Source organism: Enterobacter sp. 18A13, assembly GCF_007035975.1.
Lineage (GTDB): Bacteria > Pseudomonadota > Gammaproteobacteria > Enterobacterales > Enterobacteriaceae > Enterobacter > Enterobacter vonholyi.
On sequence record NZ_AP019634.1, the window covers coordinates 1,965,736 to 1,981,127 of the forward strand.

Annotated in this window: 17 protein-coding genes; 7 read left to right on the plus strand and 10 right to left on the minus strand. The window is 54.7% G+C overall.

The annotated features are described in order from the left end of the window. The first annotated feature begins 32 nt into the window (after nucleotides 1-32). Nucleotides 33-674 carry a riboflavin synthase subunit alpha gene (locus FOY93_RS09700; protein ID WP_095442481.1) on the plus strand — a complete coding sequence of 214 codons (642 nt, stop codon included), beginning with the start codon at nucleotides 33-35 and terminating at the stop codon, nucleotides 672-674. A gap of 31 nt (nucleotides 675-705) precedes the next feature. Here the strand turns inward: FOY93_RS09700 and cfa are convergent, their stop codons facing one another. Further along, on the minus strand, nucleotides 706-1,854 hold the full coding sequence (gene cfa / locus FOY93_RS09705) for a cyclopropane fatty acyl phospholipid synthase (RefSeq protein WP_143345012.1): 1,149 nt from the start codon (nucleotides 1,852-1,854) through the stop codon (nucleotides 706-708). Between the two features lie 298 nt (nucleotides 1,855-2,152). Beyond that, a complete protein-coding gene (gene punC, locus FOY93_RS09710; RefSeq protein ID WP_143345013.1) occupies nucleotides 2,153-3,352 on the minus strand; it encodes a purine nucleoside transporter PunC in 1,200 nt (399 codons plus the stop codon). 114 nt (nucleotides 3,353-3,466) lie between these two features. On the opposite strand from punC, the gene punR reads away from it, so the two are divergent. Next, nucleotides 3,467-4,378 carry a DNA-binding transcriptional activator PunR gene (gene punR, locus FOY93_RS09715; protein WP_048222755.1) on the plus strand — a complete coding sequence of 304 codons (912 nt, stop codon included), beginning with the start codon at nucleotides 3,467-3,469 and terminating at the stop codon, nucleotides 4,376-4,378. A gap of 17 nt (nucleotides 4,379-4,395) precedes the next feature. Here the strand turns inward: punR and purR are convergent, their stop codons facing one another. After that, nucleotides 4,396-5,421, minus strand: a complete 1,026-nt coding sequence (gene purR / locus FOY93_RS09720) for an HTH-type transcriptional repressor PurR (RefSeq protein ID WP_008500597.1) — start codon at nucleotides 5,419-5,421, stop codon at nucleotides 4,396-4,398. A 297-nt stretch (nucleotides 5,422-5,718) separates the two neighbouring features. Between purR and cydH the strand changes: the two genes are divergently transcribed. Together cydH and FOY93_RS09730 are read left to right on the plus strand one after the other, a co-directional pair. Further along, on the plus strand, nucleotides 5,719-5,808 hold the full coding sequence (cydH, locus tag FOY93_RS09725) for a cytochrome bd-I oxidase subunit CydH (RefSeq protein WP_008500596.1): 90 nt from the start codon (nucleotides 5,719-5,721) through the stop codon (nucleotides 5,806-5,808). Between the two features lie 163 nt (nucleotides 5,809-5,971). Continuing rightward, nucleotides 5,972-7,138, plus strand: a complete 1,167-nt coding sequence (locus FOY93_RS09730) for an MFS transporter (protein ID WP_115874859.1) — start codon at nucleotides 5,972-5,974, stop codon at nucleotides 7,136-7,138. Nucleotides 7,139-7,176: 38 nt separating this feature from the next. On the opposite strand, the gene sodB is transcribed toward FOY93_RS09730, so the two are convergent. Together sodB and FOY93_RS09740 are read right to left on the minus strand one after the other, a co-directional pair. Beyond that, entirely contained in the window at nucleotides 7,177-7,758 is a 582-nt protein-coding gene (gene sodB, locus FOY93_RS09735; RefSeq protein WP_023311353.1) for a superoxide dismutase [Fe], read from the minus strand. Nucleotides 7,759-7,880: 122 nt separating this feature from the next. After that, nucleotides 7,881-8,654, minus strand: coding sequence for a C40 family peptidase (locus FOY93_RS09740; protein ID WP_133294243.1), 774 nt, complete (start codon nucleotides 8,652-8,654; stop codon nucleotides 7,881-7,883). 338 nt (nucleotides 8,655-8,992) lie between these two features. Here FOY93_RS09740 and grxD point away from each other — a divergent pair, with 338 nt between their 5' ends. Next, nucleotides 8,993-9,340 (plus strand): monothiol glutaredoxin 4, encoded by a 348-nt coding sequence (gene grxD / locus FOY93_RS09745; RefSeq protein WP_003832760.1) that lies wholly within the window; start codon nucleotides 8,993-8,995, stop codon nucleotides 9,338-9,340. Between the two features lie 44 nt (nucleotides 9,341-9,384). Here the strand turns inward: grxD and rnt are convergent, their stop codons facing one another. The 5 genes from rnt to eptA all read right to left on the minus strand — a co-directional run bounded on the left by rnt (nucleotide 9,385) and on the right by eptA (nucleotide 14,057). Then, nucleotides 9,385-10,035 carry a ribonuclease T gene (gene rnt, locus FOY93_RS09750; RefSeq protein ID WP_061098432.1) on the minus strand — a complete coding sequence of 217 codons (651 nt, stop codon included), beginning with the start codon at nucleotides 10,033-10,035 and terminating at the stop codon, nucleotides 9,385-9,387. 95 nt (nucleotides 10,036-10,130) lie between these two features. Further along, nucleotides 10,131-10,538 (minus strand): lactoylglutathione lyase, encoded by a 408-nt coding sequence (gene gloA / locus FOY93_RS09755; RefSeq protein WP_008500591.1) that lies wholly within the window; start codon nucleotides 10,536-10,538, stop codon nucleotides 10,131-10,133. 100 nt (nucleotides 10,539-10,638) lie between these two features. Continuing rightward, on the minus strand, nucleotides 10,639-11,736 hold the full coding sequence (locus tag FOY93_RS09760) for an alkene reductase (protein ID WP_115874861.1): 1,098 nt from the start codon (nucleotides 11,734-11,736) through the stop codon (nucleotides 10,639-10,641). 54 nt (nucleotides 11,737-11,790) lie between these two features. Continuing rightward, entirely contained in the window at nucleotides 11,791-12,390 is a 600-nt protein-coding gene (locus FOY93_RS09765; protein WP_111965654.1) for a TetR/AcrR family transcriptional regulator, read from the minus strand. Between the two features lie 41 nt (nucleotides 12,391-12,431). Beyond that, nucleotides 12,432-14,057 carry a phosphoethanolamine transferase EptA gene (gene eptA, locus FOY93_RS09770; RefSeq protein ID WP_143345014.1) on the minus strand — a complete coding sequence of 542 codons (1,626 nt, stop codon included), beginning with the start codon at nucleotides 14,055-14,057 and terminating at the stop codon, nucleotides 12,432-12,434. A gap of 149 nt (nucleotides 14,058-14,206) precedes the next feature. Here eptA and FOY93_RS09775 point away from each other — a divergent pair, with 149 nt between their 5' ends. Then, nucleotides 14,207-14,446: a DUF1289 domain-containing protein gene (locus FOY93_RS09775; RefSeq protein ID WP_008500587.1), complete on the plus strand. Its 240-nt coding sequence runs from the start codon at nucleotides 14,207-14,209 to the stop codon at nucleotides 14,444-14,446. 48 nt (nucleotides 14,447-14,494) lie between these two features. Further along, nucleotides 14,495-15,391 carry an aldo/keto reductase gene (locus FOY93_RS09780; RefSeq protein ID WP_143345015.1) on the plus strand — a complete coding sequence of 299 codons (897 nt, stop codon included), beginning with the start codon at nucleotides 14,495-14,497 and terminating at the stop codon, nucleotides 15,389-15,391. Nucleotide 15,392 lies beyond the last annotated feature (1 nt).

Consider the following 15,392-nt stretch of genomic DNA (forward strand, 5'->3'; position numbering starts at 1 on the left):
ACCACCGTCTGGAAAAAACAGGAGTTGTAAGCATGTTTACTGGTATTGTGCAGGGCACTGCCAAAGTGGTGTCCATTGATGAAAAACCTAATTTCCGTACTCATGTTGTTGAGCTGCCGGAATATATGCTTGAGGGCATTGAAACCGGCGCGTCGATTGCCCATAACGGCTGCTGCCTGACCGTTACCGAAATTAACGGCAACCAGATTAGCTTTGATTTAATGAAAGAGACGCTGCGGATCACTAACCTGGGCGAGCTGGTGGTAGGCGATACCATCAACGTTGAGCGCGCGGCGAAGTTCAGCGATGAGATTGGCGGTCATCTTATGTCGGGGCACATCATGACCACCGCCGAAGTGGCGAAAATCGTGACCTCGGAAAATAACCGTCAAATCTGGTTTAAAATGCAGGACCCGTCATTAATGAAATACATTCTCTATAAAGGATTTATTGGCATTGACGGGATTAGCCTGACGGTAGGGGAAGTGACGCCAACGCGTTTTTGCGTGCATTTAATTCCTGAAACGCTGCAGCGCACCACGCTGGGCGCGAAAAAACTGGGGCATCGCGTGAATATCGAAATCGATCCGCAGACCCAGGCTGTGGTTGATACGGTTGAGCGCGTGCTGGCAGCAAAAGAAGCCGCAATAATAAAGACCGCCGAAGAAGAATAAAAAATAACCCCGGATATCCGGGGTTATTTTTTTAGCGTGCGACACGCAGTCCGTGTTCTATCCCACGGCTGAATACCACCTGCCAGAGCTGAATATCCCGTGCGCGAAACGACCCCGCGCAGGCATTCAAATAATAGCTAAACATTCGTTTGAATCGTTCAGAATAGTTGTCCGCAATCTCTGGCCAGGCTTTCTGGAAACGTTCATGCCATGCCATTAAGGTGGTGTCGTAGTCCGCGCCAAAGTTATGCCAGTCTTCCATCACGAAATGGGGTTCACTGGCGTTGGCAATCTGGCGAACGGACGGTAAACAGCCATTCGGAAAGATGTATTTGTTGATCCACGGGTCAACGTTGTTGTCGGTCCGCTTAGAGCCGATGGTGTGCAGCAGGAAGATGCCGTCCGGTTTCAGATTCCGGTCCACCACCTCAAAATAGGTATCGTAGTTTTTTGGCCCCACGTGCTCGAACATGCCGACGGAAACAATCCGGTCAAACTGTTCATTCAGGTCACGGTAGTCCTGCAGCCTGATATCCACATCGAGATCCTGGCAGCGCTCCCGCGCCATTTTTTGCTGTTCCGCTGAGATCGTCACGCCGACCACGCTGACGCCATAATGCTTCGCCATAAAATATGCCAGCCCACCCCAGCCGCAGCCGATATCCAGCACGCGCATGCCGGGCTGTAGCTGCAGCTTCTCGCTAATCAGACGCAGCTTCGCCTGCTGAGCCTCTTCAAGCGTCGAGGCCTCTTTCCAGTAGGCGCAGGAGTATTGCATGAAAGGGTCCAGCATGCGGCTGAACAGGTCATTGCCGAGATCGTAATGCTCTTTGCCGACGATCCAGGCGCGTTTTTTACTTTGCAAGTTAAACAGTCGGGCAGAGGCGACACGCAAAGTGTCTTTCAGATTGCGGGGGAGTTGATTTTCCAGACCGGCACGCAACACGCTGGCAAAAAAGATATCCAGCCGTTCACAATCCCACCAGCCGTCCATATAACTTTCTCCCAGGCCTAACGACCCTTCCCGCAACACGCGTTTAAAAAAGTCGGGATGTTTAACCTGGGGATCGGATGGCGAAGATCCGTTGATAGTGATGCCTGCTCGACCTAACAGTTCACTGACGATCCGGGACCAGTTGTCGTCCGGAACGCTGACTTCTTCTATACACGATGAACTCATAGCTTCTCCATCACCCTGATGTGATCAGAACCTTCAAACAGCGTAGACGCTTTTTTTGGTTTGTGAGAAATCTCACGGTAAATACCGCGAGGCTAGTATCCGACGTAGAACAGAGGAAGGGAGATAACCCTTGCCGAAATGCCTTCCATGGTAAAACGGGAGCACTCCGGCTCCCGTTAACACTTAATATTTATCGTATTTAATCGAACCAAATTTAGTATAGGCTTCAAAATTTGGTGATTCAATAGAAAATTGTTAGCAACCTAATCACTGAAATATAACATGATTTCTGGCGCAATCAGGCATGCGAGGTTTCCACCTGAGCACCGTTATCCTGCTCACGCTGCGCGGAGGCCTGCATGCGATAGCCCAATACCGCCAGCGCTACGGTGAACAGCATCACGCTGGTGGTGGTCAAAAGCGGCGTAGCAATCAGCGCCGAGACCACCAGGCTTGCCAGGAAGCACAAACCCAGCTGCAGGGTGTTCTGCAGCGCGGCGGCGCGGCCTGTTGCCTGCGGGAATGGACGCAGCGCCTGCGCCACAACGATAGGGTAAATCGCCCCGTTCGCAATGGCCATCACGCAGAACGGGATCAAAATTTCGGCCAGACCGGCACCCGGAATAAAGCCAACGGCCCAGGTCCCGATGACGCTCAGCGCATAGAGCACCAGCAGCCATGGCAGCATCTGCTGGCCTTCCCATTTTTGCAGCGCCGCGCGACAGCCGTACCCGCCCACAAGGAACGCGATTGTCTGCGGAACATAGCTCAGGCCGATGGCTGCCGGGCTGTAGCCCATATCGTGCAGAATGAACGGCGAGCCGGTGAGCCATGCGAAGAAGCTTGCCGAGCAGGCGGCATAGATCAGGACATTCCCGCGATACGCTTTGGCGCTCAACAGTGAGGTGAAGGTAATCGGCTTCGCGTCGGCATGCGCCTCTTTTTTATGCGCAGGCTTGAGGGCAAACGCCGGCAGCATCAGCACCAGCGTGATGGCAAACAGCGTGGCAAAAATGGCCTGCCAGTCAAAGTGCGCGAGGATCCAGCTGCCCAGCAGCGGAGCCAGGGCAGGGGAGAGGCCCACCAGCGGCATAATGGTGGCGAAAATACGGTTTGTGCGGTTAGCCGGGTAGTAGTCAGTCACCAGCGCCTGCCAGGTCACGGCCGCGGCACAGACGCCCACGGCCTGAACGAAGCGCAGCACCAGCAGCCAGGTGGCGTCGCGTACCCATAACATCCCCAGGCACCCCACCGCAAAAATGGCCAGACCCAGCAGCAGTACCGGTTTACGACCAAAGCGATCCGAGAGCGGTCCCCAGAGCAGCTGTGCAAAAGCAAAACCGGCGAGGAACAAACTCAGGCTGGCACTGATGGCGGCAGCGGGGGTTTGCAAATCTTCCTGCATCGCGGCAAAAGCCGGCAGGTACATATCGGTGGCCAAAAAGCCCAGCACGCTTAAGCCGCCGAGCCAGACTAAAAAACCGTTCCTGGGTTGCATTATTTTATTCTCCTGAGGAGGCAGGTATACATTGGCGCTGAGTGTAGGGAGTGCAAAGCCGCTTGTGAAACGCTAATATTTGGCGGGTGCATTCAAATTTTTTGCAGGCAGAAAATGTGGTCAGATTATTCTCTTGAAGTGGTCGATGCTGTCGCGCGTAACGGCAGCTTCAGCGGTGCGGCGCAGGAGCTGCACCGCGTCCCTTCGGCCATCAGCTACACGGTGCGTCAACTGGAGGAGTGGCTGGCGGTTCCGCTGTTTGAGCGGCGGCATCGTGACGTGGAATTGACGCCCGCCGGGGCGTGGTTTTTGAAGGAAGGGCGTTCTGTTATCAAAAAAATGCAGATCACCCGCGAACAGTGCCAGCAGATCGCCAACGGCTGGCGGGGACATCTTTCCATCGCGGTGGATAACATCGTGAAGCCGGAACGCACCCGACAGATGATTGTCGATTTCTATCGTCATTTCTCTGACGTTGAGCTGCGGGTCTCGCAGGAGGTGTTCAACGGGGTGTGGGATGCGCTGGCGGACGGCAGGGCGGAGATGGCGATTGGCGCGACGCAGGCGATCCCGGTCGGGGGACGTTACGCCTTTCGCGACATGGGGATGCTGAGCTGGAAATGCGTGGTGGCCAGCGATCATCCTCTGGCAGCGATGGACGGGCCGCTTAGCGACGATACGCTGCGCAACTGGCCCTCGCTGGTGCTGGAGGATACGTCCCGTTCATTGCCCAAGCGTATCACCTGGCTTCTGGACAACCAGCGGCGGGTGGTGGCTCCGGACTGGGAATCGTCGGCGACGTGCCTCAGTGCCGGACTGTGCGTCGCGATGGTGCCCGTTCATTTTGCGCGTCCGCGCATCGATACCGGCGAATGGGTTGAACTGACGCTGGAAAATCCGTTCCCGGACGCGGCCTGCTGCCTGACCTGGCAACAAAATGATGTCTCCCCCGCCATGGCCTGGCTGCTGGATTATCTGGGGGACAGCGAAACGCTGAACCGGGAATGGTTACGGGAGCCAGCGTAGCTGGCCCCGTAAAGGGATTAACGACGGTAGTCGCGGAACGGACCGTCCGCAACGGAACGGCGTTCAATCAGGCGCGGGTGAACTTCAATGGACTGCGACTCTTCGCGCTTGTTGACGATCCTGTCGAGCAGCATATTGAAGGCCGTTTCGCCCAGCGAATCTTTCGGCTGGTGAATGGTGGTCAGCGCTGGGGTGAAGAAGCGCGCGTTACGCACGTTGTCATACCCGATCACGGAAATATCCTGCGGTACGCGCAGACCCAGTTCATCGGCGGCGCAGAGCGCGCCCATGGCCATGATGTCACCCCCGCAGAAAACGGCGGTCGGACGGTGCGGCTGGGAAACGATCTGCTGCATTGCGCGGTAGCCTGATTCCGGCTCAAAGTCGCCCTGCACGATCCAGTTTTCCGGCACGGTGATCAGCGCTTCTTCCATCGCTTTCATAAAACCGGCAAGACGGCCCGCCCCGGTGTTGCGCTCCAGCGGACCCGGGATCACGCCAATCTCGCGGTGACCGCGTTCGATCAGGTAACGGCCGGCCATATAACCGCCTTCAAAGGCATTGTCGATAACGGAGTCGGTGAAATCTGCACGCGCTTCGCCCCAGTCCATTACGACCATGGGGATGTGGCGATACTCTTCGAGCATCGACAGCACGGATTCCGGATACTCGGAACACATTACCAGCAGGCCGTCAACGCGCTTCTGAGCCATCATCGACAGGTAGGCGCGCTGTTTTTCAATGCTGTTCCACGCGTTGCCCAGAATCAGGGTATAGCCTTTCTGGAAGCAGTTTTTTTCAACCGCTTCAATGATCTCGGCAAAATAGGCCGCTTCACTGCTGGTCGCCAGCAATCCAATGGACTTGGTGTGATTAACCTTAAGGCTACGCGCGACCGCACTTGGCGAATAGTGCAGCTCCTTGATCGCTGCCCAGACGGCGTTGCGCGTCTCTTCCGCCACAAAGCGGGTTTTGTTAATTACATGTGATACGGTTGTAGTGGAAACGTTTGCGCGTTTTGCTACGTCTTTAATTGTTGCCATTAAATGTCACTCCAGACCATATCCTAAGCTCCTGAAAAACTTGAAGGTAAACGTTTGCCTTCTCTCACCCTTATCACGCAATCTTGAATTGCGGCACGCCGGGAAAACGACACGGGACGTCAGGAGGGGGTCAATGGCCGGTACGCTAATAAATTTAGCGTGGAATTTTGTCCTATCTTGATGAAAAGGGGAAGAGGTAAAGTGGTTATCAGTATAAATCCAGGAAGATTTTTGACGTAATCTGTGCAAAAATGAGCAAGCTCACTTTTCGTGTGGGGATTAAAAGGAGGAAAATTGATGAGTTCCGATCTTAAGTTTTCGCTGTTCACCACCGTTGTTGTGCTGGCTCTGATTGTTGCGGCCGGTCTGACGGCTGCGCTGCACTGATTTACGCGGAGGGAGAGCCTTCTCCCTCCCGACTCCCCGGATTGTTACTTCTCTGGCAAAAATCTTTTGCCATTTTGTTAACTTCTCATTTTTTGTGATTGATGTCATGCTTTCCGCTTCTTTGTTCTGTGTCACCACATGACACGGTATCCGGAGTTGACGCATGAAAATCAATTTTCCCCTGCTGGCCCTGGCGATTGGCGCTTTTGGGATTGGCACCACTGAATTCTCCCCGATGGGGTTACTGCCCGTCATCGCCCGCGGCGTGGACGTCTCGATCCCTGCGGCAGGCATGTTGATCAGCGCCTACGCTATCGGCGTGATGGTGGGAGCGCCGCTGATGACGCTTCTCCTTTCTCATCGCGCGCGCCGCAATGCGCTGATTTTCCTGATGGCGATTTTCACCCTCGGCAACGTGCTTTCGGCCATTTCGCCGGACTACACCACGCTGATGCTGTCGCGTATTCTGACAAGCCTCAACCACGGCGCGTTCTTTGGGCTGGGGTCGGTCGTGGCGGCAAGCGTGGTGCCAAAACATAAGCAGGCGAGCGCCGTGGCCACCATGTTTATGGGGCTGACCATCGCTAACATCGGCGGTGTTCCTGCTGCAACCTGGCTGGGAGAAGCGATCGGCTGGCGTATGTCTTTCCTGGCGACGGCCGGGCTGGGCGTGGTCGCGATGGTGGCATTGTTCTTCTCCCTGCCGAAAGGCAGCGCCGGAGAACGTCCGGAAGTGCGTAAGGAGCTGGCGGTGCTGATGCGCCCGCAGGTGCTTTCCGCGCTGCTTACCACCGTTCTCGGGGCAGGGGCGATGTTTACCCTCTATACCTATATTTCACCGGTACTGCACGATATCACCCACGCAACGCCTCTCTTTGTGACCGCGATGCTGGTGCTGATTGGCGTGGGCTTCTCGATTGGTAACTATCTCGGCGGGAAATTTGCCGACCGTTCCGTGAGCGGGACGCTGAAGGGCTTCTTAACCCTGCTGATTGTCATCATGATCGCCATTCCGTGGCTGGCGCGTAACGAGTTTGGCGCCGCGATGGCGATGGTCGTCTGGGGTGCAGCAACGTTCGCCGTGGTGCCACCGCTGCAGATGCGCGTGATGCGTGTTGCGCATGAAGCGCCGGGCCTCTCATCCTCGGTCAATATCGGTGCCTTTAACCTGGGCAATGCGCTCGGTGCGGCGGCCGGTGGGGCCGTTATTTCAGGTGGTCTGGGATACAGCTTTGTGCCGGTGATGGGGGCAATCATTGCCGCGCTCGGCCTGCTGTTGGTGATGATGTCGGGTCGTAAACAGCCAGAAGCAGCCTGCGCTGCGGAATAAACCAAAAACGCAGAAGGGCGAACCCTTCTGCGTGTCTTTTACGCGGCGAAGTTCTTCGCCACAAAGTCCCAGTTAACCAGTGCCCAGAAGTGTTCCAGGTAGTTCGGGCGCGCGTTACGGTAATCGATGTAGTAAGCGTGTTCCCATACGTCCACGGTCATCAGCGGCTTCGCGCTGGTGGTCAGCGGGGTGCCCGCGTTAGAGGTGGATACGATAGCCAGTTTGCCATCCGCCTCTTTAACCAGCCACGTCCAGCCTGAACCGAAGTTCTTGATGGCGGCATCGGTGAATTTCGCCTTGAAGTCCGCGAAGCTGCCAAAGGCGGCGTTGATGGCGGTAGCCAGTTCACCGGCAGGTTCACCGCCGGCATTCGGCGCCAGGCAGTGCCAGTAGAAGGTGTGGTTCCACACCTGAGCGGCGTTGTTGAATACGCCACCTTCTGAGCTGCGGACGATCTCTTCCAGCGTTTTGCCTTCAAAATCGGTGCCCTTGATCAGGTTGTTCAGGTTGGTGACGTAAGTCTGGTGATGTTTGCCGTAGTGATATTCCAGGGTTTCCGCAGAAATGTGCGGTGCCAGGGCGTCTTTTGCATACGGTAGTGCAGGTAATTCGAACGACATTGCTTCTCTCCTTATTGTATTTTGCGTTGCCAATAACCACACAGACAACAAGGACAGGATAGCAAATTGAAAGGGTATGCAAAAGAGGAACTTACCCTGCCACGGGTGTGGCAGGGTAGGGGTTAGCGAATGGTTTTCGGCGTCATCACGCGGCGCGCGCCGACGTAGTGGCGTACCCAGTAGTCTTCACTGAGAGAGGTGATCTGAATATCCTGACCGCTACGTGGAGACTGGATGAATTTTCCGTTGCCGACATAGACGCCAACGTGGTCAGCCGTCCCGCGGCCCTGGGTGCGGAAGAACACCAGATCGCCATTTTCCAGCTCACCGCGGTCAACCGGTGAGGCATCGCGCAGGTGGTACATTTCGTTGGCGGTGCGCGGAATGCGGAACTTGACCAGATCTTTATAGGCGTAATAGACGAGGCCGCTGCAGTCAAAACCGGTACGCGGCGAAGTCCCACCCCAGTGATAAGGTTTACCAATCTGCCCCATCAGCTTATTCATCGCGGTTTTTTGCGCTTTCTGTACGCGCACTTTATGCACTTCCGCAATTTTCGTGACCTTCGTGCATTTCGCCTTATGGCCTTTACGCGTGATGCATTTTTCAGTAACGAGGTTAGAGGCGGTTTGCGAAGCTTTACTTTTGGCAGAGTGGGCAGTGCGGGAAGGTTTTGTTTTTGTTTTGCTGGAAGCGGTCTGTTTCGTCTGAGCCGGTGTTTTTTTCTTGTCGTTCTTAGCGGTGGTTTTTTTCTTACGTTCTGTGGCTTTCACCAGATGGTTTTTTTGTACAGCAGAATGCCGCGCCTGCTGAGAGGCGTTTGCCACTGGCGTGAAAGTGAGTGAAGTAAACAGTAAAGCACAGAGCGTGATCGAGATTTTATTTATCCGCGCCACTGGGCAGTCCCCTGATAAATGCAGGTCATCAATAATACCCGCGTGTGATTTACAAAGCCCGTCGATTCTAATCTATAAAAAGCCAGAAAGTTAATAGCATTTTTCAATCTACAATCGTGTTTCGTTAGCAAGTGCAAAAAAATTCATCGTTCTGTCGCACATTTGCCCGCTCCCTAAGCAAAACCCTGAATGCGGCAGGGGTAAACACCATTTGCAATGCAACTTTTCGTGACTCGGGGTAGAATATATAAACGTGACAAAAATGTTATTTTCCGATGCCAGTCTGAACCGCTACAATGTCAGACGAATGCCGTAACAGAAGTTAAAGGAAGCAAGACATGAGCACCACTATTGAAAAAATCCAGCGCCAGATCGCTGAAAACCCGATTCTGCTGTATATGAAAGGTTCTCCGAAGCTGCCAAGCTGCGGCTTCTCCGCACAAGCGGTTCAGGCGCTGTCAGCCTGTGGTGAGCGTTTTGCTTACGTTGATATCCTGCAGAATCCGGACATCCGCGCTGAGCTGCCTAAGTACGCTAACTGGCCGACTTTCCCACAGCTGTGGGTTGACGGCGAACTGGTTGGCGGCTGCGATATCCTGATTGAAATGTATCAGCGCGGCGAACTGCAGCAGCTGATCAAAGAGACGGCGGCGAAGTACAAAACGGAAGAGCCGGACGCAGAGTAATTTTCTGCGCAAATAAAAAAGCGACCAGATAAGGTCGCTTTTTTTTATTCTTCGCTGTCACCCATCGGCAGCGGCCAGCCGCCAAGACGCTTCCAGCGGTTGACGATCTCACAGAACAGCTCTGCGGTGCGCTCCGTATCGTATAGAGCGGAGTGCGCCTGCGTTCCGTCGAACGGAATGCCAGCCGTAATGCAGGCTTTAGATAACACCGTTTGTCCCAGCGCCAGGCCGCTCAATGCGGCGGTGTCGAAGGTGACAAAAGGGTGGAAGGGGTTGCGTTTGAGCGATGCGCGCTCCGCGGCAGCCATGGTAAAGCTGTGATCGAAGGTGGCGTTATGGGCCACCATAATGGCGCGGCTGCAGTTGCTCTCTTTCATGCCTTTACGCACCATTTTAAAAATGGCGTGCAGCGCATCATATTCACTGACGGCACCGCGCAGCGGGTTATGCGGATCGATACCGTTAAACGCCAGCGCTTCCGGCTGTAAGTTTGCCCCTTCGAAAGGTTCAACGTGGAAATGCAGCGTGGTGTCCGGTGTAAGCCAGCCCTGTTCATCCATCTTCAGCGTGATGGCGGCAATTTCGAGCAGCGCATCGGTTTTAGCGTTAAATCCGGCTGTTTCTACATCAATGACAACGGGATAAAAACCACGAAAACGGTCGCACAGACCGCTAAATTGAGCGTTATCGGACATCAGGGTCTCTTACATGGGGAAAAAGCAGAGCGCATTATGGCAAATTTTGCGGGGTGATGCAGTAAAACTACGGGCGCACGTTGCGCCCTGAGGGATCAGTTGCCCAGACCGCGACCGGCGTCTTTGGCTTCAATCAGCTCGATTTTGTAACCGTCCGGATCTTCAACAAACGCAATCACGGTGGTGCCGCCTTTTACCGGGCCCGCTTCGCGCGTAACGTTACCGCCATTTTTGCGAATGCGTTCGCACGCATCGGCCGCGTTATCCACTTCCAGCGCGATATGGCCGTAGGCCGTGCCCAGCTCATAGCTGTCAACGCCCCAGTTGTAGGTCAGCTCGATCACTGCTTCATCCGTTTCCGGGCCGTAACCCACGAACGCCAGCGAGTATTTGTATTCCGGGTTTTCGCTGGTGCGCAGCAGCTTCATGCCCAGGACGTTAGTGTAGAAATCGATAGAACGTTGCAGGTCGCCAACGCGCAGCATGGTGTGAAGTAGGCGCATAATTTCCTCATTAACCAATGGAATAAAAAAGCTTTTTGATCAGAAACGATGTTTTAGTATAGCGGCGAACTGTCGCCGCTATCAATGAACAATGGCGAGATTACAGTGAAGGGTAGTCGGTGTAGCCTTCCGCGCCGCCGCCGTAGAAGCTTTCCGGACGCTGCGGGTTGAGCGCTGCTTTTTTCTGCAGACGAGCAACCAGATCCGGGTTGGCGATGTAGTCACGGCCAAACGCGACGGCATCAATCAGCCCTTTATTAATCAGATCTTCGGCTTTCTCCGGCGTATACGCCCCTGCACCAATGATGACCCCGTGGAAACGTTCGCGCACTTTCTGACGGAAAGCCTCAGTGTATGGCTTGCCGCCGGCCCAGTCCGGCTCGGACATGTGCAGATAAGCGATGCCACGTTTAGCCAGTTCTTCGATCAGGTACAGTGCATCGGCTTCTTCGTTCGGACCGTTGTCGACGTTCTGGAAAGAACCGATTGGGGAAACGCGGATCCCGATACGATCCGGGCTCCACTCCTGACATACGGCATCAACCACTTCCAGTACCAGGCGAGCGCGATTTTCGACGCTGCCGCCGTACTGGTCGGTGCGATGGTTAGACGACGGTGACAGGAACTGGTGCAGCAGGTAGCCGTGCGCGGAGTGCAGCTCAATCAGGTCAAAACCGGCTTCACGAGCGTTGGCCACGGCCTGGCGGAAGTCGTTAACGATACCCGGGATTTCATCCAGCTCCAGGGCACGTGGCATAGAGGTATCCACGCGGATCGCATTACCGTTTTCATCACGCAGGGAAGTGCGGGTATTTGCACTGAGGGCCGAAGCGGAGACCGGAGCCTGGCCGCCAGGCTGAATGCTGCTGTGAGAGATACGACCGGTATGCCACAGCTGGACCGCAATGCGACCCTCTTCAGCGTGAACGCCTGCGGTAATTTTCTGCCATGCGGCGATCTGTTCCGGGCTGTGAAGGCCCGGCGCGCCCGCATAACCCTTCGCCTGAGCAGAAATCTGTGTGGCTTCCGTAATGATCAGGCCAGAGCTTGCGCGCTGACGATAGTATTCGCCCATCAGGGGGGTGGGGATGTCACCCGGCTCAATGCTGCGCAGACGGGTCAGCGGAGCCATAAACACGCGGTTTGGCGCCGTGACGGCACCCACTTTCAATGGGGTAAACAGTTTTTCAGCTGACATAAAGACTCCTGAGTAGACCAGTCGACTAGTAATAAGGTAAATAAAAAGCGCCCGTTATACGCCTGGCGCAGTAATACTGTTTTTCACATGTGCCAGCGCGCTTTCCAGCGGCAGGGCACTGCGCGAAATTTTTGCCTGCAGGTTGGCTCCTAACCAGAGGGAGTAGAGCACCTGAGACTGCATTAAGGGGTCGCCGGAAAAGGCCAGCGTTTTTTCTTCGCGGCCTTTTTCCAGCGCCTGGGCCAGCAGGGCGATTACGCCGCGGGCACCCTTATCCATCGCCGAGCGCATATCTTCGGAAAGATCGCACACTTCGGCAGACAGTTTGACCGTCAGGCATCCGCTGATAATGCCCTGCTGGCAGAACTGGTTCAGCGTTTCCTGATAGTAATTCAGAACACGATCCCGGTAGTTTCCCTCACCCGACGCAAAGTGGGTCGCCAGACGCTGGTGATAGCCAGCATAATGACGCTCCAGCATCGCCACGCCAAAGGCCTCTTTGGACCGGAAGTAGTGATAAAACGACCCCTTCGGTACCTCAGCGGTTTTTAATAACTCGCTCAACCCCATACCGGTAAACCCGCGATGCATGCAAAGCTGCTCGCCGGTTGCCAGTAGATGTTCGCGGGTATCGTGTTCAGTATTTCTGCTCATGGCCGCACTCTAATAGACCGTTCGGTCTAATGCAAGCGAGTTTACTGACGACATGCACTCAGTATATCCAGCTGCGGTTGATAAACCATTGATTTCACGTCCATCATACCCAATACGGTTGAGAACAAATTGTCCTGGGAAACCGCATTTTTTGCTGCCTGGTCACGCAAACACTGTCCGTTGATGCCAAAGTTTTTTGCATAATTCGGTGACAGCCAGAACATAAACGGAATATGAGTTTGCTGCTCCGGCGCCAGCATGTACGGCGTGCCGTGCAGATAAATACCGCTTTCACCCAGTGATTCACCGTGATCCGAAAGGTAAATCAGCGCGGTGTTCATGCTTGCCTGTCGCGCTTTCAGCGCATCAATGGTTTTGCTGACCATGCTGTCGGTATAGAGGATAGTGTTGTCATAGGTGTTTACCAGCGCCTGATGGTCGCAATCCTGAATTTCATTGGTGTCGCAGGTTGGGGTGAATTTCCGGAAATTGTCCGGGTAACGGCGATAGTACGCCGGTCCATGACTCCCCATCAGGTGGATAACCAGCACCGTATCTTGCTTCACGCCATCCAGCACGTTGTCCAGACGGTAGAAGTTCACGTCGTCAATACAGGATTTATCTTTGCAGAACTGATCCAGATTCCACTGCGTCATATCGGTATGGGGGATGCGATCGCAGGCACCTTTACACCCGCCGTCGTTGTCGCGCCACAGTAGATTGATTCCCGCATGCTTCAGCACATCGAGCAGACCTTCCTGATGGTGTGCAAGGTCGGCATCGTACTTGCTGCGCGTCATGCCGGAGAACATGCACGGAACGGAAACCGCGGTTTCAGTGCCGCATGAGGAGGCCTGCGGGAAGTTAATGACATCCTGCTTTTTCAGCTCCGGGTTCGTTTCACGATCGTAACCATTCAGGGAGTAGTTCGCCGCGCGGGAGGCTTCCCCAACAACCAGTACCAGAACGGTTTTCTTTTGTTGACCTGAAATCAACGGTCCTTTATGGGCATCTTCGCCAATCCGTACCAGCGTTTGATCGCCGGCAAACCAGCGCATTTTGCTGTACTTCACCACGGCGCTGACATAGTTGGCCGGGGTCACCATTTTGACGATGCTTTTGTTGTTGCGAAACAGCGAGGCGTAATCTTTATAAAACACGGCGGCAATCAGGATAATTACCAGCAGGGCGCCGAGCATCGCGGCAACCCGCGTCAGCAGGGCATACCACCATTTCCCGGTACGAATGTGGGTAAGAGCCAGCACCACCGAGGGAACAAGGCCTGCGATAACAATCCACAGAATCATCTGCGGGGTCACCAGGGCGGTCGCTTCCTGAGAGTTGGTTTCGAAGACGTTCACAATCATATTCTGATCGATCACCGCGCCGTAGGTGTACATAAAATACGTCGCAGCGGCGCAACCGATGGTTAAAACAATCAGCAGCGGTTTACGGATATACGGGATATTAAGCAGGCTAAAGACAATCACCCAGCCGCAAAACAGCACCAGCGGTACGGAGGCGGCAAAGAGGAAGTCGTGCAGATGAATTGGGCCGATAATGGCCCAGCTGCGCTGGATAAACAGCCCGTTGATTAACGTAAAGAAGAGAGCACAACCCAGAGTAAATTTAATGTCGTTACAGTGTAACTTTTTGATTGACCACATCGATCGGTAAACCTGTTATTGTCATGATGGGCCGAGTATAGAGAGGGAAGATTAGTGAAACCTTAATGCCACAAATCTGTGCTATAGGCCTTGCACGTGGCGCGTTTAGCGTCTTCACTGTAGGTGAGAGTGGCTATCTGGAGGTGAGTGTGGCAGAGCAGCTGGAGTTTTTCCCCATCCAGAGCCCGTGCCGGGGTATTTGTCAGGTGGATGAACGCGGATATTGCCGTGGATGCATGCGTACCCGTGACGAGCGTTTCAACTGGCAAAACTTTAGCGACACGCAAAAGCAGGAGGTACTACGCCTCTGTCGACAGCGCCTTCTGCGCAAAATACGCGCAAACAAAGCGGGTGAGACCGAAGAACCCCAGCAACCTTCACTTTTTTAACACGGTAATTGCGTATACTCATGACATCACGTCCTTGAGGAAAATGTTATGGTTCAGCGAATTACCCTTGCCCCCCAGGGGCCAGAATTCTCCCGTTTTGTGATGGGCTACTGGCGCCTGATGGACTGGAATATGTCTCCGCTCCAGCTGGCGAGCTTTATTGAAGAGCACCTCGATTTAGGCATCACCACGGTCGATCATGCTGATATTTACGGTGGCTACCAGTGCGAGGCCGCGTTCGGCGAGGCGCTTAAGCTGGTTCCGGCACTGCGCGATCGCATGGAAATTGTCACGAAGTGTGGGATTGCCACCACGGCAAAACCTGAACACGCCCTCGGTCATTACATCACCGACAGCGCGCATATCATCAAGAGCGCCGAGCAGTCGCTGGTCAATCTGGCGACCGATCGTATCGACCTGCTGTTAATCCACCGCCCCGACCCGCTGATGGATGCTGACGAGGTGGCCGAAGCTTTCCTGAACCTGCATCAGAGTGGGAAAGTGCGTCATTTCGGCGTTTCTAACTTTACCCCGGCGCAGTTTGCGCTTCTTCAGTCTCGTCTGCCGTTTACCCTGGCCACAAACCAGGTTGAGATCTCCCCGGTTCACCAGCCGCTGCTGCTGGATGGTACCCTCGATCAGCTACAACAGCTGCGCATTCGCCCGATGGCCTGGTCCTGCTTGGGGGGCGGACGCCTGTTTAATGATGATGAATTCCAGCCGCTGTGCAACGAGCTTGAGACGATCGCCCGCGAACTGAACGCGGAAAGCATCGAACAGGTGGTTTACGCGTGGATCCTGCGCCTGCCGTCAAAACCGCTGCCCATTATCGGTTCCGGCAAAATAGAACGCGTGCGTTCTGCACTGGCCGCTGAAGAGCTGCAGATGACCCGCCAGCAGTGGTTCCGCATCCGCAAAGCCGCTCTGGGTTACGACGTGCCATAAA

What these genes read in the sequence shown, in the direction of transcription:
- gloA (WP_008500591.1), bottom strand. Translation starts at nt 10,538, where the DNA reads ATGCGCCTACTTCACACCATGCTGCGCGTTGGCGACCTGCAACGTTCT.
- cfa (WP_143345012.1), bottom strand. Translation starts at nt 1,854, where the DNA reads ATGAGTTCATCGTGTATAGAAGAAGTCAGCGTTCCGGACGACAACTGG.
- FOY93_RS09765 (WP_111965654.1), bottom strand. Translation starts at nt 12,390, where the DNA reads ATGAGCAGAAATACTGAACACGATACCCGCGAACATCTACTGGCAACC.
- cydH (WP_008500596.1), top strand. Translation starts at nt 5,719, where the DNA reads ATGAGTTCCGATCTTAAGTTTTCGCTGTTCACCACCGTTGTTGTGCTG.
- FOY93_RS09700 (WP_095442481.1), top strand. Translation starts at nt 33, where the DNA reads ATGTTTACTGGTATTGTGCAGGGCACTGCCAAAGTGGTGTCCATTGAT.
- purR (WP_008500597.1), bottom strand. Translation starts at nt 5,421, where the DNA reads ATGGCAACAATTAAAGACGTAGCAAAACGCGCAAACGTTTCCACTACA.
- punC (WP_143345013.1), bottom strand. Translation starts at nt 3,352, where the DNA reads ATGCAACCCAGGAACGGTTTTTTAGTCTGGCTCGGCGGCTTAAGCGTG.
- FOY93_RS09760 (WP_115874861.1), bottom strand. Translation starts at nt 11,736, where the DNA reads ATGTCAGCTGAAAAACTGTTTACCCCATTGAAAGTGGGTGCCGTCACG.
- FOY93_RS09780 (WP_143345015.1), top strand. Translation starts at nt 14,495, where the DNA reads ATGGTTCAGCGAATTACCCTTGCCCCCCAGGGGCCAGAATTCTCCCGT.
- eptA (WP_143345014.1), bottom strand. Translation starts at nt 14,057, where the DNA reads ATGTGGTCAATCAAAAAGTTACACTGTAACGACATTAAATTTACTCTG.
- rnt (WP_061098432.1), bottom strand. Translation starts at nt 10,035, where the DNA reads ATGTCCGATAACGCTCAATTTAGCGGTCTGTGCGACCGTTTTCGTGGT.
- punR (WP_048222755.1), top strand. Translation starts at nt 3,467, where the DNA reads ATGTGGTCAGATTATTCTCTTGAAGTGGTCGATGCTGTCGCGCGTAAC.
- FOY93_RS09730 (WP_115874859.1), top strand. Translation starts at nt 5,972, where the DNA reads ATGAAAATCAATTTTCCCCTGCTGGCCCTGGCGATTGGCGCTTTTGGG.
- sodB (WP_023311353.1), bottom strand. Translation starts at nt 7,758, where the DNA reads ATGTCGTTCGAATTACCTGCACTACCGTATGCAAAAGACGCCCTGGCA.
- grxD (WP_003832760.1), top strand. Translation starts at nt 8,993, where the DNA reads ATGAGCACCACTATTGAAAAAATCCAGCGCCAGATCGCTGAAAACCCG.